Annotated in this window: 28 protein-coding genes and 3 pseudogenes; 17 read left to right on the forward strand and 14 right to left on the reverse strand. The window is 33.6% G+C overall.

The genetic code is table 11. The features are described 5' to 3' along the window. Positions 1-116: 116 nt before the first annotated feature. The 4 genes from MKX57_RS10400 to MKX57_RS10415 all read left to right on the forward strand — a co-directional run bounded on the left by MKX57_RS10400 (position 117) and on the right by MKX57_RS10415 (position 3,496). A complete protein-coding gene (locus tag MKX57_RS10400) occupies positions 117-347 on the forward strand; it encodes an AraC family transcriptional regulator (protein ID WP_342532823.1) in 231 nt (76 codons plus the stop codon). Next, positions 344-529, forward strand: coding sequence for a DUF4097 family beta strand repeat-containing protein (locus MKX57_RS10405; protein WP_258954671.1), 186 nt, complete (start codon positions 344-346; stop codon positions 527-529). Before MKX57_RS10400 ends, MKX57_RS10405 begins: the two co-directional genes overlap by 4 nt. A 548-nt stretch (positions 530-1,077) precedes the next feature. Next, positions 1,078-1,230 carry a hypothetical protein gene (locus tag MKX57_RS10410; protein ID WP_239355067.1) on the forward strand — a complete coding sequence of 51 codons (153 nt, stop codon included), beginning with the start codon at positions 1,078-1,080 and terminating at the stop codon, positions 1,228-1,230. Positions 1,231-1,564: 334 nt separating this feature from the next. Next, positions 1,565-3,496 (forward strand): AraC family transcriptional regulator, encoded by a 1,932-nt coding sequence (locus MKX57_RS10415; protein ID WP_342551008.1) that lies wholly within the window; start codon positions 1,565-1,567, stop codon positions 3,494-3,496. 762 nt (positions 3,497-4,258) lie between these two features. On the opposite strand, the pseudogene MKX57_RS10420 reads toward MKX57_RS10415, so the two are convergent. Then, positions 4,259-4,450 (reverse strand): annotated as a pseudogene (locus MKX57_RS10420) (LysR family transcriptional regulator); the annotation flags it as partial. A gap of 407 nt (positions 4,451-4,857) precedes the next feature. On the opposite strand from MKX57_RS10420, the gene MKX57_RS10425 reads away from it, so the two are divergent. Both MKX57_RS10425 and MKX57_RS10430 read left to right on the forward strand, forming a co-directional pair. Continuing rightward, positions 4,858-5,466, forward strand: a complete 609-nt coding sequence (locus tag MKX57_RS10425) for a YpjP family protein (RefSeq protein ID WP_008175017.1) — start codon at positions 4,858-4,860, stop codon at positions 5,464-5,466. Between the two features lie 155 nt (positions 5,467-5,621). Next, a pseudogene (locus MKX57_RS10430) lies at positions 5,622-5,876 on the forward strand (transposase domain-containing protein); the annotation flags it as partial. A gap of 295 nt (positions 5,877-6,171) precedes the next feature. On the opposite strand, the gene MKX57_RS10435 reads toward MKX57_RS10430, so the two are convergent. Beyond that, complete coding sequence (locus MKX57_RS10435; protein ID WP_107922193.1) at positions 6,172-6,558, reverse strand: hypothetical protein; 387 nt, start codon at positions 6,556-6,558, stop codon at positions 6,172-6,174. A gap of 735 nt (positions 6,559-7,293) precedes the next feature. On the opposite strand from MKX57_RS10435, the gene MKX57_RS10440 reads away from it, so the two are divergent. After that, entirely contained in the window at positions 7,294-7,968 is a 675-nt protein-coding gene (locus tag MKX57_RS10440) for a serine/threonine protein kinase (RefSeq protein ID WP_008175015.1), read from the forward strand. A gap of 212 nt (positions 7,969-8,180) precedes the next feature. Here MKX57_RS10440 and MKX57_RS10445 read toward each other — a convergent pair whose 3' ends face one another. The 5 genes from MKX57_RS10445 to MKX57_RS10465 form a co-directional block, all read right to left on the reverse strand. Then, positions 8,181-9,302, reverse strand: a complete 1,122-nt coding sequence (locus MKX57_RS10445; protein ID WP_089984632.1) for an endospore germination permease — start codon at positions 9,300-9,302, stop codon at positions 8,181-8,183. Between the two features lie 11 nt (positions 9,303-9,313). After that, positions 9,314-9,559 carry a hypothetical protein gene (locus MKX57_RS10450; RefSeq protein ID WP_089984630.1) on the reverse strand — a complete coding sequence of 82 codons (246 nt, stop codon included), beginning with the start codon at positions 9,557-9,559 and terminating at the stop codon, positions 9,314-9,316. Between the two features lie 8 nt (positions 9,560-9,567). Beyond that, positions 9,568-10,752: a Ger(x)C family spore germination protein gene (locus MKX57_RS10455; RefSeq protein WP_107922195.1), complete on the reverse strand. Its 1,185-nt coding sequence runs from the start codon at positions 10,750-10,752 to the stop codon at positions 9,568-9,570. Positions 10,753-10,782: 30 nt separating this feature from the next. Beyond that, the gene (locus MKX57_RS10460; RefSeq protein WP_090001647.1) at positions 10,783-12,303 is read right to left on the reverse strand and encodes a spore germination protein; all 1,521 of its coding nucleotides are present in this window, start codon (positions 12,301-12,303) and stop codon (positions 10,783-10,785) included. 161 nt (positions 12,304-12,464) lie between these two features. After that, positions 12,465-12,908: a hypothetical protein gene (locus tag MKX57_RS10465; RefSeq protein ID WP_090001645.1), complete on the reverse strand. Its 444-nt coding sequence runs from the start codon at positions 12,906-12,908 to the stop codon at positions 12,465-12,467. A gap of 231 nt (positions 12,909-13,139) precedes the next feature. On the opposite strand from MKX57_RS10465, the gene MKX57_RS10470 reads away from it, so the two are divergent. Further along, positions 13,140-13,355, forward strand: a complete 216-nt coding sequence (locus tag MKX57_RS10470; RefSeq protein WP_008174967.1) for a DUF3955 domain-containing protein — start codon at positions 13,140-13,142, stop codon at positions 13,353-13,355. A 77-nt stretch (positions 13,356-13,432) separates the two neighbouring features. On the opposite strand, the gene MKX57_RS10475 is transcribed toward MKX57_RS10470, so the two are convergent. Further along, entirely contained in the window at positions 13,433-13,783 is a 351-nt protein-coding gene (locus MKX57_RS10475) for a helix-turn-helix domain-containing protein (protein ID WP_008174966.1), read from the reverse strand. Between the two features lie 111 nt (positions 13,784-13,894). Here MKX57_RS10475 and MKX57_RS10480 point away from each other — a divergent pair, with 111 nt between their 5' ends. After that, the gene (locus MKX57_RS10480; RefSeq protein ID WP_089984621.1) at positions 13,895-14,950 is read left to right on the forward strand and encodes a zinc-binding alcohol dehydrogenase family protein; all 1,056 of its coding nucleotides are present in this window, start codon (positions 13,895-13,897) and stop codon (positions 14,948-14,950) included. 298 nt (positions 14,951-15,248) lie between these two features. On the opposite strand, the pseudogene MKX57_RS10485 reads toward MKX57_RS10480, so the two are convergent. Further along, positions 15,249-15,571, reverse strand: a pseudogene (locus MKX57_RS10485) (manganese catalase family protein). A 29-nt stretch (positions 15,572-15,600) separates the two neighbouring features. Then, the gene (locus tag MKX57_RS10490; RefSeq protein ID WP_008174960.1) at positions 15,601-16,110 is read right to left on the reverse strand and encodes a DUF3231 family protein; all 510 of its coding nucleotides are present in this window, start codon (positions 16,108-16,110) and stop codon (positions 15,601-15,603) included. Between the two features lie 497 nt (positions 16,111-16,607). On the opposite strand from MKX57_RS10490, the gene MKX57_RS10495 reads away from it, so the two are divergent. Together MKX57_RS10495 and MKX57_RS10500 are read left to right on the forward strand one after the other, a co-directional pair. Further along, the gene (locus MKX57_RS10495; protein WP_342551009.1) at positions 16,608-17,117 is read left to right on the forward strand and encodes a MepB family protein; all 510 of its coding nucleotides are present in this window, start codon (positions 16,608-16,610) and stop codon (positions 17,115-17,117) included. A gap of 298 nt (positions 17,118-17,415) precedes the next feature. Next, a complete protein-coding gene (locus tag MKX57_RS10500) occupies positions 17,416-17,805 on the forward strand; it encodes a hypothetical protein (protein WP_008174955.1) in 390 nt (129 codons plus the stop codon). A 286-nt stretch (positions 17,806-18,091) separates the two neighbouring features. Here the strand turns inward: MKX57_RS10500 and MKX57_RS10505 are convergent, their stop codons facing one another. Continuing rightward, positions 18,092-18,385 carry a hypothetical protein gene (locus MKX57_RS10505; protein ID WP_043989851.1) on the reverse strand — a complete coding sequence of 98 codons (294 nt, stop codon included), beginning with the start codon at positions 18,383-18,385 and terminating at the stop codon, positions 18,092-18,094. Positions 18,386-18,782: 397 nt separating this feature from the next. Between MKX57_RS10505 and MKX57_RS10510 the strand changes: the two genes are divergently transcribed. The 3 genes from MKX57_RS10510 (at position 18,783) to MKX57_RS10520 (ending at position 21,112) form a co-directional block, all read left to right on the forward strand. After that, a complete protein-coding gene (locus MKX57_RS10510) occupies positions 18,783-19,469 on the forward strand; it encodes a DUF421 domain-containing protein (protein ID WP_090001642.1) in 687 nt (228 codons plus the stop codon). Positions 19,470-19,647: 178 nt separating this feature from the next. Then, complete coding sequence (locus MKX57_RS10515) at positions 19,648-20,445, forward strand: MerR family transcriptional regulator (protein ID WP_342551010.1); 798 nt, start codon at positions 19,648-19,650, stop codon at positions 20,443-20,445. 22 nt (positions 20,446-20,467) lie between these two features. Then, positions 20,468-21,112: a DUF1295 domain-containing protein gene (locus MKX57_RS10520; protein ID WP_089984610.1), complete on the forward strand. Its 645-nt coding sequence runs from the start codon at positions 20,468-20,470 to the stop codon at positions 21,110-21,112. Positions 21,113-21,604: 492 nt separating this feature from the next. On the opposite strand, the gene MKX57_RS10525 is transcribed toward MKX57_RS10520, so the two are convergent. Beyond that, on the reverse strand, positions 21,605-21,871 hold the full coding sequence (locus MKX57_RS10525) for a gamma-type small acid-soluble spore protein (RefSeq protein WP_008174944.1): 267 nt from the start codon (positions 21,869-21,871) through the stop codon (positions 21,605-21,607). 374 nt (positions 21,872-22,245) lie between these two features. Here MKX57_RS10525 and MKX57_RS10530 point away from each other — a divergent pair, with 374 nt between their 5' ends. Next, on the forward strand, positions 22,246-24,327 hold the full coding sequence (locus MKX57_RS10530; RefSeq protein ID WP_342551011.1) for a serine hydrolase domain-containing protein: 2,082 nt from the start codon (positions 22,246-22,248) through the stop codon (positions 24,325-24,327). Between the two features lie 638 nt (positions 24,328-24,965). Here MKX57_RS10530 and MKX57_RS10535 read toward each other — a convergent pair. Then, positions 24,966-25,118, reverse strand: coding sequence for a YjcZ family sporulation protein (locus MKX57_RS10535; protein WP_008174939.1), 153 nt, complete (start codon positions 25,116-25,118; stop codon positions 24,966-24,968). Between the two features lie 585 nt (positions 25,119-25,703). Next, positions 25,704-25,898 carry a helix-turn-helix transcriptional regulator gene (locus MKX57_RS10540; protein WP_175445521.1) on the reverse strand — a complete coding sequence of 65 codons (195 nt, stop codon included), beginning with the start codon at positions 25,896-25,898 and terminating at the stop codon, positions 25,704-25,706. Between the two features lie 179 nt (positions 25,899-26,077). Here MKX57_RS10540 and MKX57_RS10545 point away from each other — a divergent pair, with 179 nt between their 5' ends. Both MKX57_RS10545 and MKX57_RS10550 read left to right on the forward strand, forming a co-directional pair. Continuing rightward, a complete protein-coding gene (locus MKX57_RS10545; protein WP_090001636.1) occupies positions 26,078-26,263 on the forward strand; it encodes a hypothetical protein in 186 nt (61 codons plus the stop codon). Positions 26,264-26,383: 120 nt separating this feature from the next. Continuing rightward, positions 26,384-26,620: a DUF3953 domain-containing protein gene (locus MKX57_RS10550; RefSeq protein ID WP_089984604.1), complete on the forward strand. Its 237-nt coding sequence runs from the start codon at positions 26,384-26,386 to the stop codon at positions 26,618-26,620. Positions 26,621-26,823 lie beyond the last annotated feature (203 nt).

The raw sequence follows: 26,823 nt of genomic DNA on the forward strand, positions 1-26,823 counted from the left end.
TTTTCTTTTAAAGGACCCTATTGTTGCAGATATAAAAAGAGGCTGACATTACATCAACCTCTTTTTAATGATTTTTAGGATGCAGCGATTACTTCGCAAGATATATCAAAAAGCGAATGAAGAACTTTGATATCCTATATTTAAAGGAGGTGCCTTCGTTGTATAACCATGAAATTATAATTAAGAAAATTATTTTGTATGGGGAAGAAAACCTACATGAACCACTACCCTTGGAAAATATTGCAGCACAATCAAATTTTTCAAAGTATCACTTTCATCGAATATTCCAATCCACGATTGGCATGACAGTAACTGAATATATTCGGTTAAGGGAGATATTACAATAGCATATAAAGAAACACCCAAATCATTAGAGCTTACAGCGAACAGTGAATCATCCGACATAAGTGTAAATTTAGAAGGTTATCAGAAAGAAAAACATACAGATAAATTAAAAAAAGGAAAGATTGGAGAAGCCTCAAACAAATTAGAATTAATTAGCAAAGAAGGTGTAATAACTATAAAATAAAAACTTACAATCTGTGTGGTTAATAAATAATGTTAAGACGAGAACTTGAACAACAGGGACCACATTTATCTACTGGGATTGATATTAGTGAGAGCCATTCTATCTGTCGTTATATAAAAAAACAATTGCAATTGCTGAATTAAGAAGTTGGAAAAAAACAATAAAAGGAAGTTCAGGCATTTGAATTCAAATAATATAAAGTGAGGGCCAGATTGTTGAGGAACGTTTTCAATAAAATTGGATTTTATTGTTGATTTATAGAGTAAGATTATGAAGTTTCTCATTTAAACTAACGGCGCAGAATAGTTGAAGAAGAACGACTTTTTGTTATTGATATATACTTAAGTATTGAGGTAGCAGCAGTAAATGTTGCTACCTTTTTTATTCTTTGGAGATTCATAAATAATAATCTGTAACGTAGTAAAAGAAGAATATTTGAATGGTTATATTTTAATTTGTGGTAGAAAAACTTTTTAAGTTAGTAGTACGTCAAAATCAATAGAGTGCGCTTATAATGAATTTTTTACCTTAAGGAGAGGTTGTAAAAGATGAATAAAACAGATTTAGGAACAAACATCGCAGATTTTGTGATGCAGAATAAAGAGAAGTACTACAGACTGGCTTACCAGTATGTGCAAAATAGGGACGATGCACTTGTCGGGCGCGTTTCTGTAACAAGAATTAGCGCTCGTTTTAATTAAAGGGCCAGATTGTGGAGGAGGTAATCTCGCATTAATAGTGGTGAACCGTACCATAAGTAAGTGCATTTTTTGAAAAATAGAGACAGCACACTTGGTGGAGCAGTATTTTACTGCTGCGGTAAAATAAATATAAAGGGGCGTAGAAGTTTTTTTGAAACCATAATAAATTACATCCAACACTTTAATGTACTGTTCTTGACATAACTTGAAACGAAAATCAAAATGATTATCATAACTGATTAAATTGTAATAGCATAGGAAGGAGCAATCTAATGGACTGGGTAGATAGTATTCGTTACATGGTTTTATTATGAATATAGGTGAACAAATTCAATTGTGGAATCAAGTTGTCATTCGTGTACTGGACGTTCGAATTAAACGAATAGGGCGAGGCGATGTGATTTATGATTATGTAACACCAGCAAGCATGTTTATGTTTGTTGCAAATGGACATGCTGAACTGTGGGTAAATGATGAAGTGTGGCTATCCGAAAGGTTTCATTTACTACATATTGGTAAGGGGCAGCGGCTAACGGTTCAAACTACTGATTTTCTTGATCTCTATATGATTTTATATAATGCTTCTTTACCTGCTTCCGCATTGCGAGAGTTTCATATGATGATGCAAACAGACAATCCATTTATGAAAAGCTGGGCAGTGTCCCCCTCCGAACCACTTTTTATGTTGGAGATGCTAGAATCTATGTTTGCAGACTGGCAACAAATTAACAATAAACAGGTAGACAAAGAGAATAATCTAAAGAATGACCACGAATTGATGAGACTGAAGGCCAAAGGGGATTTCATCCGTTTCGTACATGCAGCGTTACAGGAGCGGATGGAGCATGTACATGCCCCATCGCTAACCGAACAAGTTGTCCGCTATATCGCAAAAAATTATTGTGGCATGATTTCCATGGAGCAGCTGGCCCAGCAAATGAATTACACTCCGCAATACATTTCGAGGAAATTCAAAGAACAGATGGGATGCAGTCCACTTGATTATACGATACGCTTACGTATAGACTTAGCGCGAAGGTTACTGTGTGATACCGAAGCGACACTACAGGAAGTAGCTGCTTATGTTGGTTATCCTGACACTATCTATTTTAACCGTATGTTTAAGAAGCAAACAGGTATAACACCAGGGGAATACCGCAAGCAATATCAGGATATAGGTTCAAAAGATACAATGAATTGGACAAAATTGTCCATTGTTGCTCCACATCCAGCAATGTATCATTTAATTGATAGTGATATTCATTATCAATTAATGCTAGATGGAGGAAATGATATGGCAATTAGAAAGAAAAATCTGTTAGCAATGGCGCTATTGTGTCTAACTATGGTCACATCGGGATGTGGGACATCATCAGAAGGGGCAAACGAAAATAGTGACTCAACTGAATCGAATCAAAGTAAGTCTGAAGCACCTGCCAACATTCAAATGCGAACAATGACAACGGCACTCGGAGATGTGAAAGTGCCTGCCCAACCACAACGTGTAGCGGCACCTGCCTATTTAGGAACCGTGTTGGCACTTGACGTCCAACCAGTTGCATCTGTTTCTTTTTTAATGGATAGTCCATACATAGAAGGGATGCTTGACGGTGTGACAGATGTGGGAGATTCGCTAGAAGCACTGGTTCAATTGAAACCAGATTTAATCATTACCCAACTGAATCAAGAAGAAGCAGTAGAAAAATATTCGCTGATTGCGCCAACTGTGGCTATGCCTTACAATAGCTTTGAAACGATTCAGGAGGAAATACGTTATTTTGGTGATTTATTAGATAAAAAGGATGTCGCTGAAAAATGGATTACCAATTTTGAAAGTCACACAAATAAATTACGTGAAGAAGTTCAACATGTACTTAATGAGGGAGAAACAGTGTCTGTCATGCAGGAATACGATGGAAAAGTATTCTTATTTGGACCGAAATCTGGGCGTGGCGGTCGAATTATGTATGAAATATTAGGTGCAACTCCACCTTCAACTGTGCCAGAACACATGCTAGCAGAATCATTTTATGAGTTTTCGTTAGAAATGCTTCCTGAGTATACAGGTGATTATTTGGTTTTAACAACTAAATCGACGTTAGAGGAACTGCAGGCTGATCCGATTTGGGGTAACTTACCTGCAATTCGAGATGGAAAAGTATACTTGTGGAACGAAAGTCAGTCATGGTTTCGAGACCCGATTGCTGTAGAAGGGCAAATAGACAACTTAGCTAAATGGATTATTGAAGCTACCAAAACAAAATAAAAGTGTAGCTAAAGAACGTCTGTGATATATAAATATCAAACATTTAGAAAAGAGACATTTTCGATTTTGGAAATGTCTCTTTTATCATGTCTTTTCAAAATATAATGTAGATACCCCTATAGTCCAAATGACAAATCATATCTATTTAATAAGTGAAGGATTGTATAAGAGTTCAATGAAACAGTATTTAGAATCAACACCTTTAAAACGATTTATCCAATGTTTTAAACGTGAATGTAGTCCGTTCACAATAAAAATTGGTTTAAAAAAGCAAAAAAAATTTATTAAACGAGAAAATTGTTAGTATTTATACTACCTAAAATTGATATAGAAATACATGAGAAAACGCTATTAATAATAAAAAATAGTTATTCAACAATCGGGCGCGTTTGTTGAACAACATAGCTGAAAAATGATTATTCCAAATTTACACCGAGTACTATTACCAGGCGTAGAAATTGTATTTACATCAGACTTTGACAAATTTGCAATATATGCTTTATCATATCGCCCTAATATGGTGCGATATTTGTCTTTCTAATGTCTATAACATCTCAAATTTGATAGAATTACGAGAGTTTTGTACTGTATGATGGTGAAGAGGTGAGTACACATGTGGAAGAAGCTAACGAGTTGGATCTGTATAGTACTATCAATTTCGATTGATTACTTCAGTTAAAAAGAGCAAAGTTTTTCCTCATTCTTTTTCATCTAATTCTCTGTTTCTTCCCAAAGAAAAAGTATTTTTTTATATTGATGCTATAATTTTTCTCCATATCTTGTTAATTTTACTCCCTTTGAATTTCTGATAAACAGTTCTTGGTGATAATGTGATTCAATCTTTTTTATTTTTGCAGTCATATTGGATTGAAGGTGATTTAGTTCAATTGAAGCTCCTGAAATGCTTCTTAACTCCGCCACCATAACAAATGCTTTCATGTTTTCTATAACCACTTTGAGTTAATACGTATTACTAAATTAAAAAATTTTGCTTACACGCCGCTAAGAATTATTAATAATATTAGCCCCAACTTTGTACATTATTTTGCGTTAATATGCATTGTAAAGAAAAATGAAAAACCCCAAAAGACTGCATATAACAGGCTTCTGAGGGCTTAATAAAGTGCTTATTACAAAATAAAAAAATTAGTCCGTGAAACATAAAGATGATAAGTAACCTAACATTAATAAAAGTCCAATACCCATTACGATGCTCATGCTTTGTACCTCCTTTAAAAAACCGACACATTATTCATAAATATTGTACAATGAATTATAGAAATATGAAACCTTTTAATGGCGAGAACGTATATAATAATAGGAGAATTACCAATTTGTACATAAAGAGTAGGTGATACTGAATGAAAACGTGGGTTAAAAAAAGTATTGTCATAATGGTTGCGTTTTTAACATTTGGTTTAATTACGCCAACGCATGAAATATGGGAAGCATTCGATCAAAATCCTTCGAATCGTGCATCTATCGGTCCTGCATCGGGGACAAGCACAGCTCTAGCTGCTGAACCTGATTATAGTAGTGACGAGCAGGTTCATATCCAAGAGGAAGAAATTGATTATAATGCCTTGCTTATGGATGCAGCGAGAGAGCAATCATACATAAAGTTTGGTACTAAAATTGGTCCTAAAATTAGCCATGAATTTGACAACATCATCTTCCCAAAAATGGAGGAGGCGATTGCCATGACTGTCGCTAGTTTGGACGAGCAATCCTTAGCATCTTTAACCATCTCTGAAAAGCCAAGTGGTAATTATGGTGAGAAAATTTTCAATGTAATCAATAACGATACAGGATCAGATGTCATCCGCTTCCATGTACGTACTGAAAAAAGACCTCAGGAAGGCTATTATTACAACTTCCACTATCACAGCGTCGAGGACGACTTCATGGCACACTATAATCTAGGCGATATTTACTGGGAAAAAAACACACCACCGAAGTGGTTGTCATAAAAAACGTAAAACACTCGTTTATATAGCGAGTGTTTTTTTGTAGGGAAACGTTGATATATCAATGTTTGTTGTGGTTCGTTAAGTAATAAGTAATATGAAAGGGTGAGAGGGGTGTTAGGGAATAGTACGTACCCCAAATTGTACCCTAAAATCATCTGTTCGATGGTCGAATTGAGATGAATAATAATCAAGCCGAAAATGCGATTCGTCGCAAGAACTGGCTTTTTTCTGTTAGTGAAGCCGGTGCTAAAGCAAATGCCATCTGTTTGAGTTAAGCAGAAACAGCCAAAACAAACGGCATTGATTTCTATCGGTACCTTGTGAAGCTATTAACGGAGCTACCAAATTTATCGATTCAACAACAGCCAGAGACCTTACAAGATTACATGCCTTGGTGGAAAAATATCTAACCCACATGTTTAAAATAGCCCAGCTATCTGAAAAAAACTCAGATAGCTGGCTATACGTCGTGCGTACCAAGAAGGTGCGCTAATTTTTGTATTTCAGGCTTACGCTTTATCAGCAACTAGCAATAAGCGTATTAAGGATAACATTGTAAAACAGATGATGGAGTGATGCAGAGGCTTCGTGCCTTATATGAATTTATTGCCACAATCTTTGGATTGTGGCAATAAGCAATAAATAAGGATTTTTAAACCTCGCAAATTAATAATCAATTCTAATCAGGGTTTTTACTGTTCGTCCTCAAATACCTGTTTTATATTTATAAATATTTTTTTCTTTTTCAAAAATAGAAGTATTATGTTCATATTTTTTGGGATTAGATAACTTTTCAAGCTCTTGTATCAACATATCCTCTAAATCTATGGACTCTTTCATGTTTTCTGAGGTTTGTTTAACCTCCTTAACAAGTAATCTAACTAATTTTTGTCCATTCGATTTCACAAGATATGTCCGTATATAACCATCTTCATATCTGGTTTCAAATTTAGGTTTGATATTTTTCTCGTTTTCGTCTTTGTCTTTATGTATATTTTTAATTCCAAATAAATCTAAGAGACTTTCATTTTTTATATTTTTATTTACCTCTGTTTTCAAATAATTTAATGTATTACTGGCTTGAATTTGCATTAATAATTCTCCTTAATTACAAAATATTTTAAGTCAAACACTTTAGTTAAATTTGAAATAGGTTTAATTTAGCATTTTTTATACTTTATTATAACCTTTATAGTTAATAAATGGGGGTTTTTGAAAATTCATTTAGTATTTTTAATATCAGTTTGCTGATGCACAAACATTATAGTATTAATAACTACAATATAATTCTTACAAAAGTAATAGATGTTACATTCGTTATAGATTAGGTACTCAAAAATTTATCTTGTAAAATGGGAGGCAAGATGGTGCGATAAGGTTTTCCTCTCTTGGTATTTATAAAAACCTAAATATTAGGAAAAGACAGACCGACATTGATGATAATATTAATAAATAAGGCTAACAATAGAGCCACATCAAATCACTTTGAAAGTTTTTAATCAAGGTGGTTTAGGGTAAATGTTACTGATGGAGGCGTAAGAGGGTAGAACTGGTTCTTCTGCAGCTAACGAAGCAGTATACTTCCATGAGGAGAAATGTATATGGGAACTTATATTAGTTCCCAACGTTTTAAAATTAAAGAGAAAGTGTAGGTACTTGAGATTTAAGTGTGATATTTAGAATGTGGTGAAAAAGTAGGAAGATAGTACCGCCTAATCTTTAACGGGTGTTAGTTAAAGATCAATGTGTAGACTGAATATTGTTAAAAGCGGTATTGAGTAATTAGATAGCGTAGTTTTCTTCAATGCAAATGATGGGAGAAATGATATGGAAAACGACTGGGACAAAGCTATAGGTTCTCTTTCTAAAATAAAAGTTTTTTCAAATCCGAATAACGAGCCAGTAACCATATGTGGTGAAGCTAATGATTTGAAGTGTATAGGTGTTGGTACAGATGCAGCTGTTTTTCAGTCTCTTTCTGTGCCGGCTTATGCATTTAAAATATATGCCAAAGACAAAGTACACAAAGTAAAAGTTGAAGCAACGGTTTATCAAGTATTAGAAGAATCACCTTACTTTTCAACATGTTTTGCTGCATACAACGAATACCTGGTTTTAAGCTACGAAGAAGGAAAAACGCTCTTTGACTGCATTCTTCAGGGTATTCACATTCCAAAACAGGTTATAAATGAAGTGGAGGAAGCAAGAGAATATGTTCGGAAGAAGGGACTTAACCCTCGTGATATTCATTTGAAAAATATTTTACTACAAAATGGAAGGGCAAAAATAATTGATGTCTCTGAATACACACTACAAGGTAATGATCATCGATGGGAGCATTTAAAAAAAGGATATGAGCAATACTATCATTTAATAGATGGAAATTCTGTGCCGTTTTGGTTAGTAGAAACGATTCGAAAGTGGTATAACCAGCGTGGAAAGAATACTTCATTTGAAGAGTTTGCAAAAAATATTTTAAAACTTATGTTAAAAAATAAATGAAATTATGAGTAGTTTAATAACAAGAAGGGGCTAACCTCTTATGATATTGACCATCCACTGATTTTCCTATAAGAAAAGACAGTGGATGGGACATTATTATGATTCATTTTAAGTATGATATATTAATTACTATAAATAAAATCATTATTAAAAGCCTCCAATTGTATAGAGGTTTTTTTTATGCATTTTACCTTATCGTCTATATCATGTTATTAAACGTTTTTAATATCGCTATCTACGTCTTTGTTTTTTAATCTTCTGAACTTAGCTACGAATAGCAGTAATAATGGTAATAAAATAGCAAAAACGGCTATAGCTAGTGGCCAAGTCTGCTGGTTGTATTGATCAGAATGAATGATATTCGCATGAACAATTTGAGAAAGAGCTATGGAAATCATTCCAAGTGGAAGGATTAACGGTCTATGCTCCTTTAGTTTAAGTATGTGACTTAATCCAATTAAAGAAGCATAAAAATACATAAAAGCTCTTACAAATATTGTAACCATCCATATAAAAGCCATAATAATTTCAACGCGTTGTAAAAAGTTTCCTACAGAAACTCTTTGCGCTAATGTATAACTCGGAAATGTTCTTAAAGTAGTATTAGTTACACCTAATACTAATATAGATAAAGCTATAAAAGCTGTTATAATAAATCCTCCAACTATTATTCCAATGTAAAAGCCCTTTTTCCCAGATTCAAGATTATTAATAGCAGAAGGAAAAATCATTAATAGAACAATTAATGGAAATGAAAACAAGCCCATGAAATGTAACACACTATATATTAATGGCGGAATGGATACTTCAAAAACTGGTTGTACATTTTTAATATCTATTTGGGGAGAAACAAAGAACAGGAAAATAATAAAAACAAACAAGAAAATCGGAAACAGTATTTCTAAAGTACGCGCAAAAACTTCTATACCTTGATATGCTGCAAATAGAATAATAAAACTAAAAAGTATAGAAAATACAACCGGCGGCGTTTCCGGCATCACTTCTGTTTGTAAAAAATTCCCAATAAAGTATAGTAGCTCACCTGATGACAGAAGTGTTAACAGCACGAATGCTAAAGATATAATTTTTCCTATAAAGCTCCCCAAAAATTTTTCAGTTACTTCTGTAAGAGAAAGATTCATCATTTTATTGGATAAAGTGATATAAAGCTTTATTAAAAGTAAGCTTAATATTGTACCTATGGTGGCTACAATCCAAGCATCCTGCTTTACTTCCAGCGCTAGGCTTGCGGGAATAATTAATATTCCTGTCCCAACTGTGAAGAAAATAACAAGTATTGTGAATTGACGTGAACTTATCAACTGTTTTTCCATATAAATGCCTCTTATAAGTTATTTTTATTTAACAATGTTTCTTTTAGCAAGTTACTGATTGGTTGGAAAATATACATGATAGGCTCCAATGGGCTGATAATTAGAGCATTAAAAACTACAGCAATATTTAAGAATGTCCCCATGAATAACAAAATAGAGAATGTCCAAATTAATTTAGTGCCACCTTTTTTTAATTTTGGAAGTTCAATAACAACAATAACAATTGAAATTATTAATATGCCTAAGGTGATAAACATAGTCAATTTTACTCCTTTAATTTTGAGTTTTGCAAAGTTCCTAACCCCCGTGTATAGACATTAACCTTAACATTTACTTCTACCTCAGGATAAATGGTTTGCCAGTCGTCTTTAATTTTTCTCCATTCTGTAGGATTAGCACGATGAATCGCTTCTCCAAAGCCAAGTACATCTGCCTGATAATTTTCTTGAAATATATTCAGCACTTGATTAATATTTTTTTTAATGTGTTTTTCAGTTTGATTATTAATCCAATCGATCGTTTTTATGTCTGTTAAATCAATATCACATTTCACCTCAGCAACATTTTGAACAATATCAATGTTAATGTTTATAGTCGGTTTGCCGTCCTTAAAAATTCCTTTTGTTTTCGTTTTAGATTGAGTAATTTCGGTTGTTAGCTCTCCATCTGAAGGACAGGAGATAATTTCAATTGTTGATTTAATATTGTCGTTTAAATAACTAAAACTTTTACTGTTATATTCATCGATGTAGCCTAATAATTTATCCTCTTTAAAAATGGCGAGGCCCGTAAACTTAAGTTTTACTGGCGTTTCAATTCTTTCAACATTTGTTTGGTCAATTCCTAAAGTTTTATCCCCTAGAACTTCAATTGCTGATAAAACAAAATACTGATCATTTACTCCTAAATCTGTCACTAAATCTTCAACATCGACTTCTAAAGTAGAGCCCCATGCATCTTGCGTGATTTTAAGAGAATTTAACATCCTACTTGCAGGTATTTTTTCTATGGGAGTTAATACATTTAAGACATCCTTTGCAGTTGCTTGCTGAGAGACAATTATAGTAAAGTCATTTCGAATCTCCTGATCTCTTGCTAGAAAATCAACAGAATCTCGTATACCTTTGTCTGCTAATTCTTCTCCAACAACAACTAGCTGTAAATGGGCAAAATATAATTTTCTTGGAGATAAAGCTAATATTTTTCTAACTGCTTCAAATACAGTTTTTCCTTCGGCATGATAAGTAACTACTGGTGCTTGTCCATTAGCCGATTTTAAAGAGACTTGACTAGGATCAATTACTTGTACCGAAATGGCATATTCACCATCAATAAAGTCTATACCTAGCGCAGCGACAAGAGCTAAATCATTTAATTCACGTTTACTCCAACAACCACTAAGAATTAAAATTAGAAAAATCAATGAAAGAACGATTAAGTTTTTCTTCATAATGTAACCTCATTTAACAGTTAATTATTACTAATTTTTACGCCCTCTAACATTATTAATTTGACTGATCAATCGTGGACGTGTGAGTAAGGAACGTCGTGGAAAAATAATGAGCGCATCTTTTTGATCTTTTGGTATTAAAGGTGCAAATGGGCTCATGTATGGAACACCAAAAGAACGCAAACTACATAGATGGATAATCAAAAGCATAATTCCTACAAAAACTCCAAACAGTCCAAACATAGCTGCTAACACCATTAATGGGAAACGTAAAATACGGATAGAATTGGATAGACCATAGGCTGGGAAAAGAAAACTACAAATGGCTGTCAAAGCAACAATAATAACCATTGCTGCTGATACAATACCTGCCTCAACGGCTGCTTGGCCAATGATTAGTGTTCCGACTATAGAGATTGCGGATCCAATCATTCTAGGCATCCTTAATCCTGCTTCCCTTAACACTTCAAATGCGATTTCCATAATTAAAGCCTCTACAAATGCAGGGAAAGGAACACCTTCTCGCTGTGCATATATACTGATAAGTAGGCGTGTTGGAATCATTTCTTGATGAAAAGTCGTTAGAGAAATATAGAGAGAAGGGGCAACCAAGGCAAGGCTGATACCTAAAAACCGAATAAGTCGAATAAATGAACTGACAAAAGCGCTTTGATAATAATCTTCTGCAGATTGTAAAAAAGAAGTGAATAAAGCAGGTACGATTAAAACAAAAGGTGTACCATCTACTAAAATAGCAATTTTACCTTCAAGCAATTCTCCAGCTATAACATCTGGACGCTCGGAATTATAAACAGTAGGAAATATAGTAAACTTTGAATCTTGAATTAATTGTTCAATATAACCACTCTCCAGAATGCCATCTATGTCAATTCTATCTAATCTTTTGAGCACTTCCTTCACTATTTTTTCATTTGCAATACCATTTATATACATAATGGCTATTTCCGTTTGGGTAACTTCACCAATAACTCTTGTTTTTATCCAAAGATTAGGACTTTTTATTTTGCGTCTAATTAAAGCTGTATTGGTTCGTAATGTCTCGGTAAATGATTCTCTGGGCCCTCTAATAACAGCTTCTGTTACCGGTTCTGTGATAGATCTATCTTTAGAGCTTTTTGTACTTGTAGAGATGCCTATAGCAAGTCCCTCTAATAATAAAACGGTTTCTCCACTTAAAATAGCGTTAAACAATGAAGGGAAATCTGAAACATTTTTTATACTCCCTACAGTTAAGCAATATGTTTTTAATCGATCTACAATTTCTTGTGAAGTAGTATCTGATGTTACCTCAAAATCAGAGATAATAGATTCTAATATAAAGTCAGTAATCGAGGTATTATCAGCAAGACCATCTGTATAAATAATAGCTATTGGTACTTCTATAGGTTTACCAATCAAAAATTCACGGATAATAATATCATTGCTGTTACCGATTGAGTTTTTAATAGTTTTGATATTTTTCGGGAGAGATGTAGAAAGTGACGTAATGGTTTTATTTTTTAAGAGATTATCGATTTCTGAATTGCTCACTACAATGTCCTCCTTTAGTTTTCTATTTAATAGAATATGCAATAGATAGTGAGTTTATACTAGATTTAATGAAGAGAGGAAGAGTTTAATAGAATTATGTATTTATTTTTTGATAGAAATAAAAAAGCAGTCAACAAAACTCGTTGACTGTTTTAAAAACTTTAGCTGCTTAAAATAGTAGGTTTATCAAATGAAACAATATCAATTATATGGTCTAAACACACAATCTGATAATGGAATAGCTCCTTGTAGGAATATATATCGAGAGCTATAGTCCCTTTACTTATGAAATCTAAATAAGTTGATTTTGTAAAAAGACGTACTGAGTTACCCAAGAAATTATCTTCTTGATTTACAAAATGAAAAGATTCGTCAAAAACAGAGTAGGCTACATATGTATCGAATTCTAAATGTATGACCGGCAATGTCTTATCAATTTCAATAGGATGGACATCATTAAATGTATTTTCATCAAAACTTACATCCTCGCCTTTTGAACTAATGGAAGCTCTATTAATAGAAATTCTTAAAGAGTTTGTCCCTGGCTCTACTATATTATCTAAAAACAAATAACCTTTCCATTGCATTAAATCTTCATAGTACAAAAAAATCACCCTTCCAAATTAACAATGAGGTTATGGTCATTTTATAGGTAGAATATTAAAATGTCAATTTAAAATAAGTTGAATAGAAATAAAAATTTATTGTTTATCAATAAAAAAAGATTGATTTAGAATATATTTCGGGTTTATAATTGTTACAGCAAGTTGTAGGAAGAAGCAGTGGAAGAATCAAAACTTTTTACATTAAAATATTTAGAATGGAGGAAATAAGTTATGAAAAAATATATTTTTGCATCAACACCAATTATATTAGGAGTACTTAGTTTTTTAATCTTTATGATGAAAGGGAGTAATGTAGCACCTGATGGTACATTAGAAGAACCATTCTTTCTTATTCCAATAGGATTTTTATTGTTATTTATTGGATTTATATGTGTAGTAGGGGTAGCACTAATTTCGGTTATTAAAAAAACACAATACGTTAAATAATAATATATAAAACAACCAGGTCTGATGTGACCTGGTTGTTTTATATATTTACATATTTATTTTACTCAAAGAAAATATTATTTTTTCAAATTATACTGCTCTCCCCAATCTCTCATAAGTTTTATTATTGGTTCAAGTGTACGACCGAATTCAGTTAGCGAATATTCTACTTTGGGTGGTACTTCTTTAAAGATTTCTCTATGGATTATACCATCCTTCTCTAATTCACGGAGTTGTAACGTTAACATTCTTTGAGTAATATCGGGCATCAAACGTCTAAATTCATTGAAACGCTTCGTTCCTGACATAAGGTGATATAAAATAACACCTTTCCATTTACCACCAATTACCGCAAGTGTTGCTTCAACAGGACATCCATAGGCATCAGGACAAGCTGAATAAGGGTTGATTTGATTACTATCTGTCATTAAAATACCTCCAGATTAATTAGTATAAAAATTGATACTATACAACAAAAATGTGCGTACTTACATTAAATATATCATCGTATTATTATAGCTGACATAAGGAAATAAAAAATGAAGGAAAAAGGAGCAATTTTAATTATGGAAAAAATGAAAGCTGTAGGTTTACATCAATACTTACCTGTTGATCAACCAGAGAGTTTATTAGATTTACAAATTGCAAAGCCAAGTGTTAAAGATAGAGATTTATTAATTAAAGTAAAGGCAGTTTCAGTGAATCCAGTAGATTATAAAGTAAGAACTCCGAAAGAAAAGTTTGAGGACACTCCTAAAATTTTAGGGTGGGATGTGGCAGGCATTGTTGTAGAGTCTGGTCCATTATGTACATTGTTTAAACCAGGTGATGAGGTATATTATGCAGGCGATATAACACGTCAAGGTTGTAATAGTGAATTTCATCTTGTCGATGAGAGGATTGTAGGTCATAAGCCAAAGTCATTAAATTTTGCAGAATCTGCCGCATTACCATTGACTTCAATTACTGCGTATGAGGCCATATTTGATAGAATGAAAGTTAGTAGTTTATCAAATGAAAATAAAAATAAAACAATTTTAATTATTGGTGCAGCTGGTGGGGTAGGTTCTATTGCAATCCAACTAGCTAAATGGGCTGGGCTAACGGTTATAGGTACAGCTTCTAGACAAGAGTCACGTGTTTGGGCTACTGACCTAGGTGCAGACTATATCATAAATCACTATGAGGAATTTATTCCGCAGCTTAAAATAATAGGTTTTGAAGCAGTTGATTATATTCTATGTTTGAATTCGACACAAGAATATTGGGCCAATATGGCCGAGGCTATCGCTCCACAAGGAACAATTTGTTCTATTGTAGAAACAGATGAGCCAATTAATTTGACATTACTTAAAAATAAAAGCGTAACATTTGTGTGGGAGTTTATGTTTACACGATCTATGTATCAGACTGAAGATATGAATGAACAACATAAATTATTAAATAGAATAGCTATTTTAGTTGATAGTAATATTTTAAAAACCACAATATCTGAAATTCTATATCCAATTAATGCAGATAATTTAAGAAAAGCTCACGCTATTCTTGAGAATGGAAAAACTATTGGGAAAATTGTGCTTGAGGGTTTTAAATAAGACATTGTGACTGCCTTTGTTTTTCACCTCCATTGGCAGTATTTTATTCGTGTGATAAATAGAGTGAAGGGCAGAGTAGGCTAACAATCGACTAAATTTAATCGTCATTATTGATGTTTTATTTAAAAGGATTGGTTGCAAGGATAAAACTAATTTATAAAAGGGCTAAGATTTTTCGCATTTTAAATATTAGATAATGTTTATGTATGGATATCTAAAACAGCCTTTGATCCAAAGTAATGTTCGGAGATGAGAAAAAGCTGCAACGTCCTCGCACGTTACAGCTTAGATATAGATGTTAATTATTCATATCTTTAAGGCCTATGCTGTGTTCATTTGGCATCTCTGGCATAACTGGTACTGGGAATCCTTCAGGTGGAGGAGTCACATTTAGATCTCCACCATTTCTACTTGGAGTTTGTCCTTGGAATATTTCACCGATACGAGTTGGATCTAATGCGTTTCTTTGCCTCTAAAATTAGAGCTTTGGAAAAAATATTGCATCATGGTTCTCATTTCCCCATAATGACCACCTAGTATTTCTTGCATGACACGTGCTGCTTGTGGATCTGGTATGTCAGGTTTAATAATGTTAATTAATTCTTCTTTGTAATCATACATTTTAATTCCTCGATTCGGGGAAATTGGCTTTATTTTTCAGGGTAATCTACATGCAATGGTGGTGGTACAAGCCAACCTTTATTTTTGTTGAGACGCAGTAGTTTAGCACCGATAAGAGCTTTTGCAGTATGGAATTGGCCATACATTAAAGCAATATCCTCTCGAGTGGAAGTGCCCATTGCCTGACTACATGCAACTAATCCAGCAGCTAGGTCTACTGACAGTGCAGCACTAATTTCTGGATCATTAAATTTAGCACCAGGAGGGATATCTTCCATTCTTGCTACAGGTCGTTCAGGTGAAGCAGGTGGTAAAGCAACACCATTCGTTTTTAGAATTTTTTCTAATTGTTTTACTTCATCCCTACATGTTTCGATGATATCTTCAATAATTTTTTTAAGATCTTCATCCCCAGCGTGATTATAAAACGTTTGATAGCCCGAAATCATACCATAGTCTGCAATTAAACTTAACCAGACACTAAATACTTCACCATAATGCAATGGTTCATCTTTTGGATTTCCACCAAGAATACCCATAATAACACTTCCTTTTCTTGTTTTTCGCCATTAAAAGCAAGGTTAGTATGGATGAAATAATAATTACCATTCAATTTTTAATAAAATATTTAAGGGTTTGAGGTAATAAAATGAACTAAAAAGGACCAACTTCTATACAGAAAGTGATCAAGTAATTAAGTAAATGTTAGGAGCAACAATACCTAGATTGATATTATGTATCCAAAGCTGACTATGATAGGCGGTTACTTTATCAAAAAAGTCACAGCAAGTGAAATCTCTGCAGTTCCTTTAACGGATTTAAGTATGACTTCCTCAGCCGTTATCTTGATAGAAATAGACATAACTCTTATGCGTTGGTAATGTAGAGAAAGATATAAGTAGTGATATGGTTTACTTACTTGAAACTAATTGTGCAGTGAATCAAAATGAAGAGACTAATATAAAGCTTTGCAATAGCGGTAACAAGTAGGCAGGTGATAAATTGGTATTCGTAGTATTAGATAAGGAGTAAAACTATGAATGAATTTAATGAAATATTAACATATGTAAATGAATTACTTTATGAACCTAATCAATTAATTATAAAAAACATCCGAGAGGAAACTCAAAATTCTGAGTACGGGGCTGGGATATTTCAGTTGAATTCTAAATCTGTTAGATTTAGAGTCGCAAAAATAACACCTACCAAGGTAGGCCAATTTGTTTCCTTTTGGGAAAAGGATGAAGCTAATAAAAACCAAGCATTCTCATATGATAATGCCACTGATTTACTAGTAATAAACACTTTTAATAATAGTGGTGATTTTGGCCAATTTATTTTTCCAAAAGAAGTTCTTTTAAAACAAAAGATCCTTAAAAACGTTAATTCAAAGGGAAAAATGGCTATTAGAGTTTATCCTAGTTGGGATACTCCTACTAGCAAACAAGCAATAGCAACTAAAAAATGGCAATCACCATATTTTGTTAAAATAGACGCTAGTACTAGTTTTCCAAACCATGAGCTATTAAAATTATACTCCTTCTAAAATTAGATATCTTTAACTGTGTCATTCAAATATTTACTATACATTTCGAGTTCATATATAGCTTATTCAACAATCGGGTGCGTTTATTTAGGAACGCGTTTTTTTAGTGCCAAATTGTGGAGGAACGCAGTCTAAAGTCATTAAATGCAGCATTAAACTATTCGTATAGATTACTTCTATTACCTATAAGAACGAGCTTTTTTAAAAACTCACTTTACAAAGTATATCAAAAGTGTAAAATTACACTTTAATACAACTTATGTATATTTACAATAAAACATAAGATAAATGGAGTGGGATGATGAAGAAGACGATTGTTTTAGGTATATTTGTTGTTAGTTTATCGGTAAATTTTTATATGTTCGGGAAATGGCTTTTTTTGGATCTATGGTACGAGCCAACTGAGGAAGAACAAATTTTTTTAAATCAAATGGCTCAGTTAACAGTTGAGAGCGAGGATTACCAACATATAGCGAAATATTCGAACGTCATTGCCCTTGCACCTTATATAAACAAAAGTACAGGTGGACATTTTCCATTCAATATGGAGATTGAGGTTAAAACCACTAAAAAAACATTTATTTTTACATGTGAGGATGCTACTTGTTCGAAGATGCACATGGGAGGGGAATACCTCACTACTTATACAGATGAAGATTTACTACTGCCCTTTAAAATATCAAATTAAAGGTAAGTCTAAAGTCTCGAATGCTTTTAAAGTATTCGAGGCTACTTGTGTTTATCATTTTCCGACAGAAGAATCCTCCTTCCCAGTCTTCAACAAACGGGCGAGGTTGTTGAACAACATTGATAGAAAATGAACCAAACTCTCTAATTAAATTCTTAATAAAGATCAATCTTTGAATTCGAAGTTATGATATCATCCACGAGTGTTTCTAATGGCGATAAAGATGCTAAAGCCTGTTATTAATTGGTAATGGGCTTTTTAAATGTACAGTCCAATAAGCGTAAAATCACATTTTATTGCTATTAAATTTTTTAATGACAGTTGCTAAAATGGCGAGCATCAAAACGATGACACTATTGATCAATAAAAAGTACCCTATTTGCATGCCATAAAACAACGCAAAAGGATCGCGAATAACCATTATCGCTAAAGTCCCACCAATTGCACCAAAGAAGACTGCTAGTAGTAATAGTATGAACGCGGAAACATAAAGATTATTCTTTTTTCTGTACGCTATAAACGCAATCATATTCGCAATAATGATAAACAAGACCATAAGTATTATGAAAAACCTATCCATATGACGCCCTCCTTCATAAACAAACACACCATTAATACGATTGTTGAACTATTCTGCACCGATGGTTGAAAGATAAGCCTTCTTTTAACTTCGGAAGCGGGATTTTCCATTTTACATCTATTTACTTAAATACGCTTACAAAGAGTATAAGTTCCATTATAAAACAATTCACCTATCTAAAAAGGATGGACATGGCTAATGACGACGCAGTGTTACAAAGGCGTATCAAGATTTTTATCTACAGCAGAAAATGACGTGGTACTACGCTATGTTAATATTGCTCTTCAAGCACAAGTAGAAAATTATTAAAGCCCAGGCACTGCATTAATTTTGAGCCTGGGCTATTTGTGTATTTTCTTAAAAAGTTGACCATTCTATTATGGATAGGAGTGAAACAATGAACGATATAGGCTACTTACAAATAGCTATTGAAACAATTATAACTTTTTTTGTCCTTCTGGCTCTTACACGTCTTTTAGGAAAAAAACAATTAAGTCATTTAACTTTTTTTAATTATGTAACAGGAATAACAATAGGGTCCATGGCTGCAAATATGGTTATTCTTAGTACAAAAGATTACACAAAGGATTTACTTAGCCTAGTAATTTGGTGTTTACTTACTATAATTATTAGTTATATAAGTCTTAAGTCAGGGAAAATTAGAGTAATCCTTGATGGTCAACCTACAATTATTATAAAACATGGAAAGATAGACAGAAAAGCATTAAAAAGAACAGGTGTGAATATCGATGACCTAACGATGCTGATTAGGCAAAATCAAATCTTTTCAATAACAGAAATTGATTTCGCCATACTAGAACCCGATGGTAGACTTAGTATTCTCAAAAAGCCTGAATATCAAGGGACACAAAAAAGTGACTTAAACATATATCCTTCGCCACCCACTTATTTACCGATTGAAATAATTACGGATGGAAAATTATTACCTAAAAATTTATTAGAAGTTGGTAAAAGTAGAGATTGGTTAAAAAATGAATTAAGCAGGGCCCATATAAAAGAGATAGATGAAGTATTTTATGCTGAGATTCAATCTGATGGAAGCTTATTTATACAAAAATTCTAAACAAAAGTAACCAGTCACTCAATGGAGTACCTGGTTATTTTTTTGAAGCTCACGCAGCAGCCAGTAAAAAAACAATCGAAGGCTAGCTACGAAAGTAATAAAATATAGCTATTTTTATTGACCTTCCCCTTACAGGAAACATTATATTTAAAGTAATTGATTAAAGGAGGTGATGATTATGCTTTCAATTGGTGAATTCTCGAAAATATCACATCTTACGTTGAAGACACTTCGATACTATGATGAAATTGAGCTTTTAAAGCCTGCTTCCATAGACAGTCAAAATAACTATCGCTACTATCATCTTTCCCAATTAAAAACGGCTCTATTGATTACGCGATTAAAAAACTATTTATTTTCGCTTGAAGAAATCAAAGATATTTTAGCAAATTTGGAAGATACGGACTTTTTAAACGCTAAAATGCAAACCAAGCAAGAAAAATTAACAAAACATATAACTGATTATTGTTCGCTATTAAAGAAATTAGAGCTTGATATTCAACGCCTAAATAAAGCGGAACATATCATGGGTTACTTAGATAAAATAGAGATTAAACTTATGAATCACTTGACCTTTCATATATTATCTCAACGAAAACAAATGAATACCGCTGATTTTCTATTACACTTTAATGAATTATTGAGTAGAGCTTTGTTTGCAAATTTAGCACCTATTGCGAAACCACTTGCCATTTTTCATAGCGCAGAATATGTACCAGAAAAATATGATGTAGAAATAGCAATTCCCTTGGCAGAGGCCACACATGAAACAAAAGTGTTTAACCCCGGTCTTTGCGCAATGGCAACGCTTACTGGCTCTTATGATGAATTACCGTCTATTCATACAAAGCTACATATGTGGATTAAAGATAATCACTATAATCTGAATGGTGCGCCGTTTGAAGTTTATCAAACGAATCCATATAGTACATCGGAGGAAAATAATATTGTAGAAGTATATTTTCCTATCCAATAAGAAGTTGAAGGAGTGTAATACAATGTATGGCATTAACCAGCCAACGATAAAAGAAAAAATCTTGATTGTAGTTGCTGAAATGATCTATCTGGTCATTGCATATTATTTACTTTTCATTACTTATGACAAATCAGGCATTGCACTAGGGCTTTTTATTGCTTTGATTATTACAGCTTTACGATTAACGGCTATGATGTTTATTTGGTTGACTAGAGGCATAGCATGGCAAGAAGCTATTATGAACAGTATGGCTTTTGGGATCTATTATTTAGGCTTCCCAATCTTAATGATTACTAGTAATCAAGATCCAAATGTAGTTGTCCTTATTTTAGGTTGGGTATTATTTGTAGGAGGAAGTATGCTAAACACCGTTTCAGAGTTGTTAAGAAAGCCTTTTAAAGACAATCCTGATAATCAAGGAATGCTATATACTGGAGGATTATTTAAATATGCAATTCATATTAATTATCTAGGGGATTGCCTCTGGGTATTAGGTTTAGCGCTCATCTCTAACAATATTTATAGTTTACTTATACCACTTGGTCTAATTTTAGTATTTGTATTTGGATATATTCCTAAATCCGACGATTATTTACAGAGCAAGTATGGAGAACAATTTACAGTATATAAATTGAAAACAAAAAAGTTAATTCCGTTTATCTGGTAAATCCAAAACAAGCGTTTCAAACAGAGCAAGATCACCCTTTAACTTGGGACATTTGCCTATTTTTATTCTATAAAAAATAATTACTAATACGTACCATTAACGGGTTTTGCTTGTTGCTTCGCATATTTGGATTAACTAGTTCTTCGTCTTACAAAGATAAAAAAGCTGCGGCTTTTAATAAACGCCACAGCTAATAAAAAGTGCGTGCGAGGCACCAATATCAATGTATGCAATGGAATGTTACTTATTACTTTTAATCATTTTAGCTAGGATGAGATGTTTTAAAAGAAAGGAATTAAGAAGAAATGAACTTGTCATAATAAAAAACAAAAGCCACTTTAAATCTCTTCAGCTTCTTTAGTAGAGAAAAACAATATGGAGTTCATTTTATACTTCAAAAAGCTTACTGAACAATAACTTTGAGGGAGGACTTTATAAAAAAGAATATAAATACAACCGGCAAAGGCTGCCGGTTGTGGATGATGAGTAAATTTACTTTGTATTGTTTTCGTTTGAAAATCGACCTGACGCAAATTTTTTGTTAGTTTCAGCTTGTTGAATTTGCTGTCTGATTTCATTAACATCCGTCTCATTTCCGAATTCTTGGCTCATCGAATTCGTTGAACCAGAAGCTTGCATTTTCTTAGCTTCAGCTTGTTGGATTTGTTGTTTAATTTGATTTACATCAGTTTCATTTCCAAATTCCTGGCTCATGGCATTTGGAGTTTTTGAGTTAAAGTTTTGATTGTTGTTCGCCATTATAAATCACCTCCTGTAATTAGTGTGTACAGAAGGTGTATTTATATCCGTTTTTTTCTAAAGCTTATACGTTTAAAGGTTTCGACCTAATCAGCAGCTTGGCTAGTAGAGGGTGAAACAAAGTAATAATTTAAATAGCGCAACTCATAAATATTGTAGATAGCTTAATAGAAATGACCAGCAAAGCTAATTTAGTCATGCTGGTCATTTTAAGTTACGTCGTTAATTATAGGTCTTAAGCCTGAAAGGGGATAAGTCTATCATTGTATTTACGAACATAGTATACTACGATATTCTATTTATAGAAAATATTTCTTTTTTCTAAGAAATATTTTCTTAAAATCTATTACTTCACTAAGGAGGAAATTTTTTTCATGAAAAATAAATTATCCGGGGTGTTAGCTGCTACTTTAGCGTTAACGATAAGCCTACCAACAGGGGCTATGGCAGTTTCTGACAATCAGACTACGGTTGTAGTGAGCCAAGAAGTTGCTAACCATAAACTGAAAAAAATTGCAGCAGAGAAGGCAAATCTACTCACGCAGTCCTATGAGACGACTAGTGTGCAGTATGCGCTAATTGATAATGGTAAAGTTATTTTGTCGGGTCAAGCAGGCAAGAACGATATGGAAGGAAAACAGCCGCTGACTAAAAATACCCTTTACGGGATTGGTTCAGTTAGTAAAATCTATACAACGGCGGCTGTGATGAAATTGGTCGACGAAGGAAAAGTTGATTTAGATGTTCCAGTCGTTCATTATGTTCCTGATTTTCAGATGAAAGACGAGCGTTACAAACGCATTACGCCACGTATGCTGCTGAACCACTCCTCCGGCTTGCAAGGTACTGGGTACGGTAATAGCTTTTTATTTGATGATAATGATACGTATGCCCATGATAATTTGTTGCGACAATTGTCCAACCAGAGCTTAAAAGCTGACCCTGGTGCATTCTCGGTATACTGCAACGACGGCTTTACACTGGCTGAGATTATGGTGGAAAAAGTAAGTGGAATGAGCTTTACCGAATTTATACATCAGCAGTTTACGGAACCCTTAAAGCTCAATCATACGAAAACACCGCAGAACACAGGGAAAAATGACAAGTTTGCTGGACTTTATTTTCCAACATACGAAGGGCAGCTTCCTGCTGAATCGGTGAATGTGATTGGAACGGGAGGAATCTCATCCACAGCAGAAGATATGGTGCGTTTTTCACAAATATTTATGGGACATGAAAAAGGAATTCTCTCTGATAAGGCAGTCAAGGCAATGGAGCAAGAGGAATATAAAAAAGGAATGTGGCCAGGAGATGGAGATAATATTATCAACTATGGTCTTGGCTGGGATAGTGTGAAACTATATCCATTCAGTGAATACGGGATAAAGGGCTTGGCTAAAGGTGGAGATACAGGACTACAACATGCTTCATTGGTCGTACTTCCTGAGCAGAAGATGGCAGTGGCTGTGTTGTCATCTGGCGGTAGTAGCTCTACAAATCAACTGATGGCGACAGAAATACTGCTCGCTGCGCTTAAAGAAAAAGGCGTAATAAAGGATATCAAGCCGAACAAATCCTTTGGCAAGCCGGTCAAGGCCAAGATGCCTGAAGATATAGCAAAGAAAGCGGGTTTTTACGGCAATAGTTTCAGTCATTTCAACATAGAAATTACGAAGAATGGAGAACTACTCTTACCCGGTAATTCAGAAGAAAAATATGTCTATACTGCAGATGGAAGCTTCATTCATGAGACAGGCACTTCCAAGCTCTACTTCATTAAAGAAAAGAATGACCGAACATATTTAGTGGAGAGCTCATTTATTTCGTTACCGGGTTTAGGGCAAGTAGCGGTTACTCAATATTTAGCCGAGAAACTAGAAGACAATATGCTATCGAAGGAAACGACTGTCGCATGGGCACAAAGGGAAGGGGTTAAGTATTATCTCGTAAACGAAAAATATAGTTCTGTGCTATATCTCTTACCAATGATGCTGACAACACAAATTAATCGTAATGAAGATCTAGATGGCTATTGGAATGGCAGAAAAATTACAGGTCCGAACACGGCTGCGCATCAGCTTCAGATCCCTGTATCGGCAGGTCGTGATACGTCGGAAGCTCGTTTCTATACAGAAGGTGGTAATGAATATATGGAGATGGGCGGATTGTTATACGTAAGTGGGTCCAACGTAAAATCACTTGATGCAGATCAAACATCCAAAGTGAAGTTACAAGCAAGTGGGCATGCAAAATGGTTTACGATCCCGCAAGCGGCAGCAGGGAAAACGATGACAGTGTCATTACCAGCAAAAAGTTCGTTCGCAGTGTATGATGAGGAAGGACTATACGTCAATTTTACTGTTGTGAGCGGCAATAACAAAGTAAAGCTGCCGAAGAACGGAACGGTTGTATTTGCGGGTGCACCGAACTCGGAGTTTACAATCACGTTGAACTAGTTCTAATACAATCGGGTGGGTATTCTGAGTATACATGTAAACCACTGCCCACATGATAACATTCTTATTTTATGCCATGAAATAGATAGAAGATAAGAATTAATACACACAAAATCACTCATTTGAAAAATAATGAGTGATTTTCATTTTATTCTTATATTAATAGTGAAAAGATACAACTACTGAACTTCATTTTCTAATATTCCATAGAAGCATCCTACACATTGCAAGATATGGTCAATTGATTTTGGGAGGGAAGTAAATTAAAAAATTGAGCCATTTCCATAATAGGAAATGGCATAATGGGCAATTAGAATAAGGGTACAAAATGGGATACGCGAAGCTAAACCATATGGCTTAACACTATTATTTATATGATTTTTTTTCTGTGTTTTTTAGTTAATTGTCTTTAAATAAAAATTATATGGTCTCCATTGTATTGTAAATTTACAGGACCACCTTCTAATTTAGGAAGTGGTCAAGATGAAAGAAAAAATTAGGAGAGCCTAGTATCTGGGAATAGGATGTTCTAAGTGTTATTTATGTATCAAAAGTTTTGTGATAGAAGCGTTCAACTCAGATAGACGTTCTAGAAATAAGAGCTGTAGCGGTACACACGCTACAGCTCGTTGGTTGTATTAACAGTCTTTTTCTCTTTTTAAGAAAGTTGCGCCGACAATGATCAAAAGAATAAATAGAACAACAATTAGGGCAAATGTTGAGCCATTATTAGATCCGCCGCCATAATAGCCACCATTTTCTATGCCGCCTACATTTCCACAGTATCCCATAATATATCCCTCCTTTCTACAATACATAGTATGTTAGCGGTAGACAAGGATTGGGGTGTTAACCTATCAATTATAGGGCTACATAAAGTATATTTTTGTTAGACGAGACAATAAAAAAAGCCATTAGGGATAGGAGCGATCATTAGATTTAATTAGGGTATGTGTGATCAGGTTAGCTTTACCTTACTATTAATAAATGTGATAACTAATCATGAAAATAGATAAAGCATTTCAGAAACTACTGGAGCAAATTTGAAGAGGATATATACTGGATAAAGCCCCTTCAGATAGTTTGAAGGGACTCTCCTATACGATTTGTGTATGACGATAGTACTAAAATAGTTATTTGTATTTTTTAGCTAGAGATTCGCTAACAATTGCTCCAATGATCGTCATAAAAAATGGTGCAATTTGAAAGAATAGAGAATCCTTTAGGAACACAATATTTAAATCAAATAACTTATTTCCTATGACAATGAATATCTTAGCTAGTATGAATAAGAATCCAATGATTAAAAGAATATCAAAAAATAACTTCCATCTTGGATAGACTAATTTTTGGCTATCTTTGATGAGTTTCTCTTTCTAAGAATGATCCTCCTTTACTAATTCATCAAGCGTAATATCAAAAATATCACTTAACTTAATTAACAATTCAATACTAGGGTAACTTTCTCCACGTTCCCATTTGGAGATAGAATGTCTACTAATATTAAGTTTTTCTCCAAACAAACCTTCTTGTCTTGTCTGTATTTTATAATAACGGGTTCTGTTGTTGATTGCGAAATGTAAAAAAGTAAAATTAAAGAGAGATCAGTTCGCAAGCGAATTAAACTCCCTTTTAAATATTGATTTATCAGTATTTTATAATGGGCGAGTTTCTAGCAATATATATTACAATAACGAACAACTGCAGACCAGCAGTCAGTGGTCAAATGTATAGAAATGGGGTGAGTATGATGACGAAAATTTCCTATAGTGGTTTGAAATGTGGAAAAAGTGATGTGGAAATAAAAATATTGGTGGATATACAAAATGATTGGTTAGAGATATCGCATACCAAGGAAGTCTCTCAAGTGATGAACAAAACAACAGGTGAATATATCATAGTCGATCGAAATACCTTGAAACTTGAGATAGTTTAAGCTTTCAATGAAGCTTGCAAAGAGGTAAAGGTCTTAATTAATATTAAAGGGTTTATAAGTGGTAATTATATCCATATCATCTTTTGTATTGTATAATAAAAGTACACTATTTAAAAGGTGATGGTCATTTTGCTAACAATCTTACAAATTGTTTTTTCAATCCTAGTAGTCTCATTTTCAACTTACGGAATTATCACAGGTGATTATCGGTTAAAGTTCTTAATGATATTGTTCTTAGGTGTTTTGCTTTTAATTTTAGGATTGAAAGAATTTCAAAAAGAGAGAAAAATTAATGGCTGGCTCTATATTGGGGTATTTTTATTTTTAGTATTTGTGTCCATTACTAGTATCTTTTAATAAACAGGAGGTATAAAGTTACCTCCATTTTTTAAGCTTTCACCTTTGGGTGGAGGCATTTTCTTTTGCTTTGATAACGACATCAAACAGCCAACATGCAACAGATTGAGAGTGGAGAGTTTGGTGTGGTTATGAGTGGGCTTGGTAGAATAATATTCTAATTCGGTAATTCTTGCATTATGATAATGTATGGGGGATGTAGG

The sequence above is a fragment of the Lysinibacillus sp. FSL M8-0216 genome (genome assembly GCF_038595555.1).
GTDB lineage: Bacteria > Bacillota > Bacilli > Bacillales_A > Planococcaceae > Lysinibacillus > Lysinibacillus fusiformis.

Bases quoted from the DNA above. Each gene is read 5' to 3' on its own strand.
- MKX57_RS10455 (WP_107922195.1), bottom strand. From the start codon at position 10,752: ATGAAGAAAAACTTAATCGTTCTTTCATTGATTTTTCTAATTTTAATT.
- MKX57_RS10440 (WP_008175015.1), top strand. From the start codon at position 7,294: ATGGAAAACGACTGGGACAAAGCTATAGGTTCTCTTTCTAAAATAAAA.
- MKX57_RS10480 (WP_089984621.1), top strand. From the start codon at position 13,895: ATGAAGGAAAAAGGAGCAATTTTAATTATGGAAAAAATGAAAGCTGTA.
- MKX57_RS10410 (WP_239355067.1), top strand. From the start codon at position 1,078: ATGAATAAAACAGATTTAGGAACAAACATCGCAGATTTTGTGATGCAG.
- MKX57_RS10550 (WP_089984604.1), top strand. From the start codon at position 26,384: ATGGTCATTTTGCTAACAATCTTACAAATTGTTTTTTCAATCCTAGTA.
- MKX57_RS10530 (WP_342551011.1), top strand. From the start codon at position 22,246: ATGAAAAATAAATTATCCGGGGTGTTAGCTGCTACTTTAGCGTTAACG.
- MKX57_RS10445 (WP_089984632.1), bottom strand. From the start codon at position 9,302: ATGGAAAAACAGTTGATAAGTTCACGTCAATTCACAATACTTGTTATT.
- MKX57_RS10500 (WP_008174955.1), top strand. From the start codon at position 17,416: ATGATGAAGAAGACGATTGTTTTAGGTATATTTGTTGTTAGTTTATCG.
- MKX57_RS10495 (WP_342551009.1), top strand. From the start codon at position 16,608: ATGAATGAATTTAATGAAATATTAACATATGTAAATGAATTACTTTAT.
- MKX57_RS10505 (WP_043989851.1), bottom strand. From the start codon at position 18,385: ATGGATAGGTTTTTCATAATACTTATGGTCTTGTTTATCATTATTGCG.
- MKX57_RS10520 (WP_089984610.1), top strand. From the start codon at position 20,468: ATGTATGGCATTAACCAGCCAACGATAAAAGAAAAAATCTTGATTGTA.
- MKX57_RS10475 (WP_008174966.1), bottom strand. From the start codon at position 13,783: ATGACAGATAGTAATCAAATCAACCCTTATTCAGCTTGTCCTGATGCC.
- MKX57_RS10525 (WP_008174944.1), bottom strand. From the start codon at position 21,871: ATGGCGAACAACAATCAAAACTTTAACTCAAAAACTCCAAATGCCATG.
- MKX57_RS10435 (WP_107922193.1), bottom strand. From the start codon at position 6,558: ATGCAAATTCAAGCCAGTAATACATTAAATTATTTGAAAACAGAGGTA.
- MKX57_RS10510 (WP_090001642.1), top strand. From the start codon at position 18,783: ATGAACGATATAGGCTACTTACAAATAGCTATTGAAACAATTATAACT.
- MKX57_RS10545 (WP_090001636.1), top strand. From the start codon at position 26,078: ATGACGAAAATTTCCTATAGTGGTTTGAAATGTGGAAAAAGTGATGTG.
- MKX57_RS10450 (WP_089984630.1), bottom strand. From the start codon at position 9,559: ATGTTTATCACCTTAGGCATATTAATAATTTCAATTGTTATTGTTGTT.
- MKX57_RS10490 (WP_008174960.1), bottom strand. From the start codon at position 16,110: ATGGGTATTCTTGGTGGAAATCCAAAAGATGAACCATTGCATTATGGT.
- MKX57_RS10515 (WP_342551010.1), top strand. From the start codon at position 19,648: ATGCTTTCAATTGGTGAATTCTCGAAAATATCACATCTTACGTTGAAG.
- MKX57_RS10470 (WP_008174967.1), top strand. From the start codon at position 13,140: ATGAAAAAATATATTTTTGCATCAACACCAATTATATTAGGAGTACTT.
- MKX57_RS10535 (WP_008174939.1), bottom strand. From the start codon at position 25,118: ATGGGATACTGTGGAAATGTAGGCGGCATAGAAAATGGTGGCTATTAT.
- MKX57_RS10425 (WP_008175017.1), top strand. From the start codon at position 4,858: ATGAAAACGTGGGTTAAAAAAAGTATTGTCATAATGGTTGCGTTTTTA.
- MKX57_RS10400 (WP_342532823.1), top strand. From the start codon at position 117: ATGAAGAACTTTGATATCCTATATTTAAAGGAGGTGCCTTCGTTGTAT.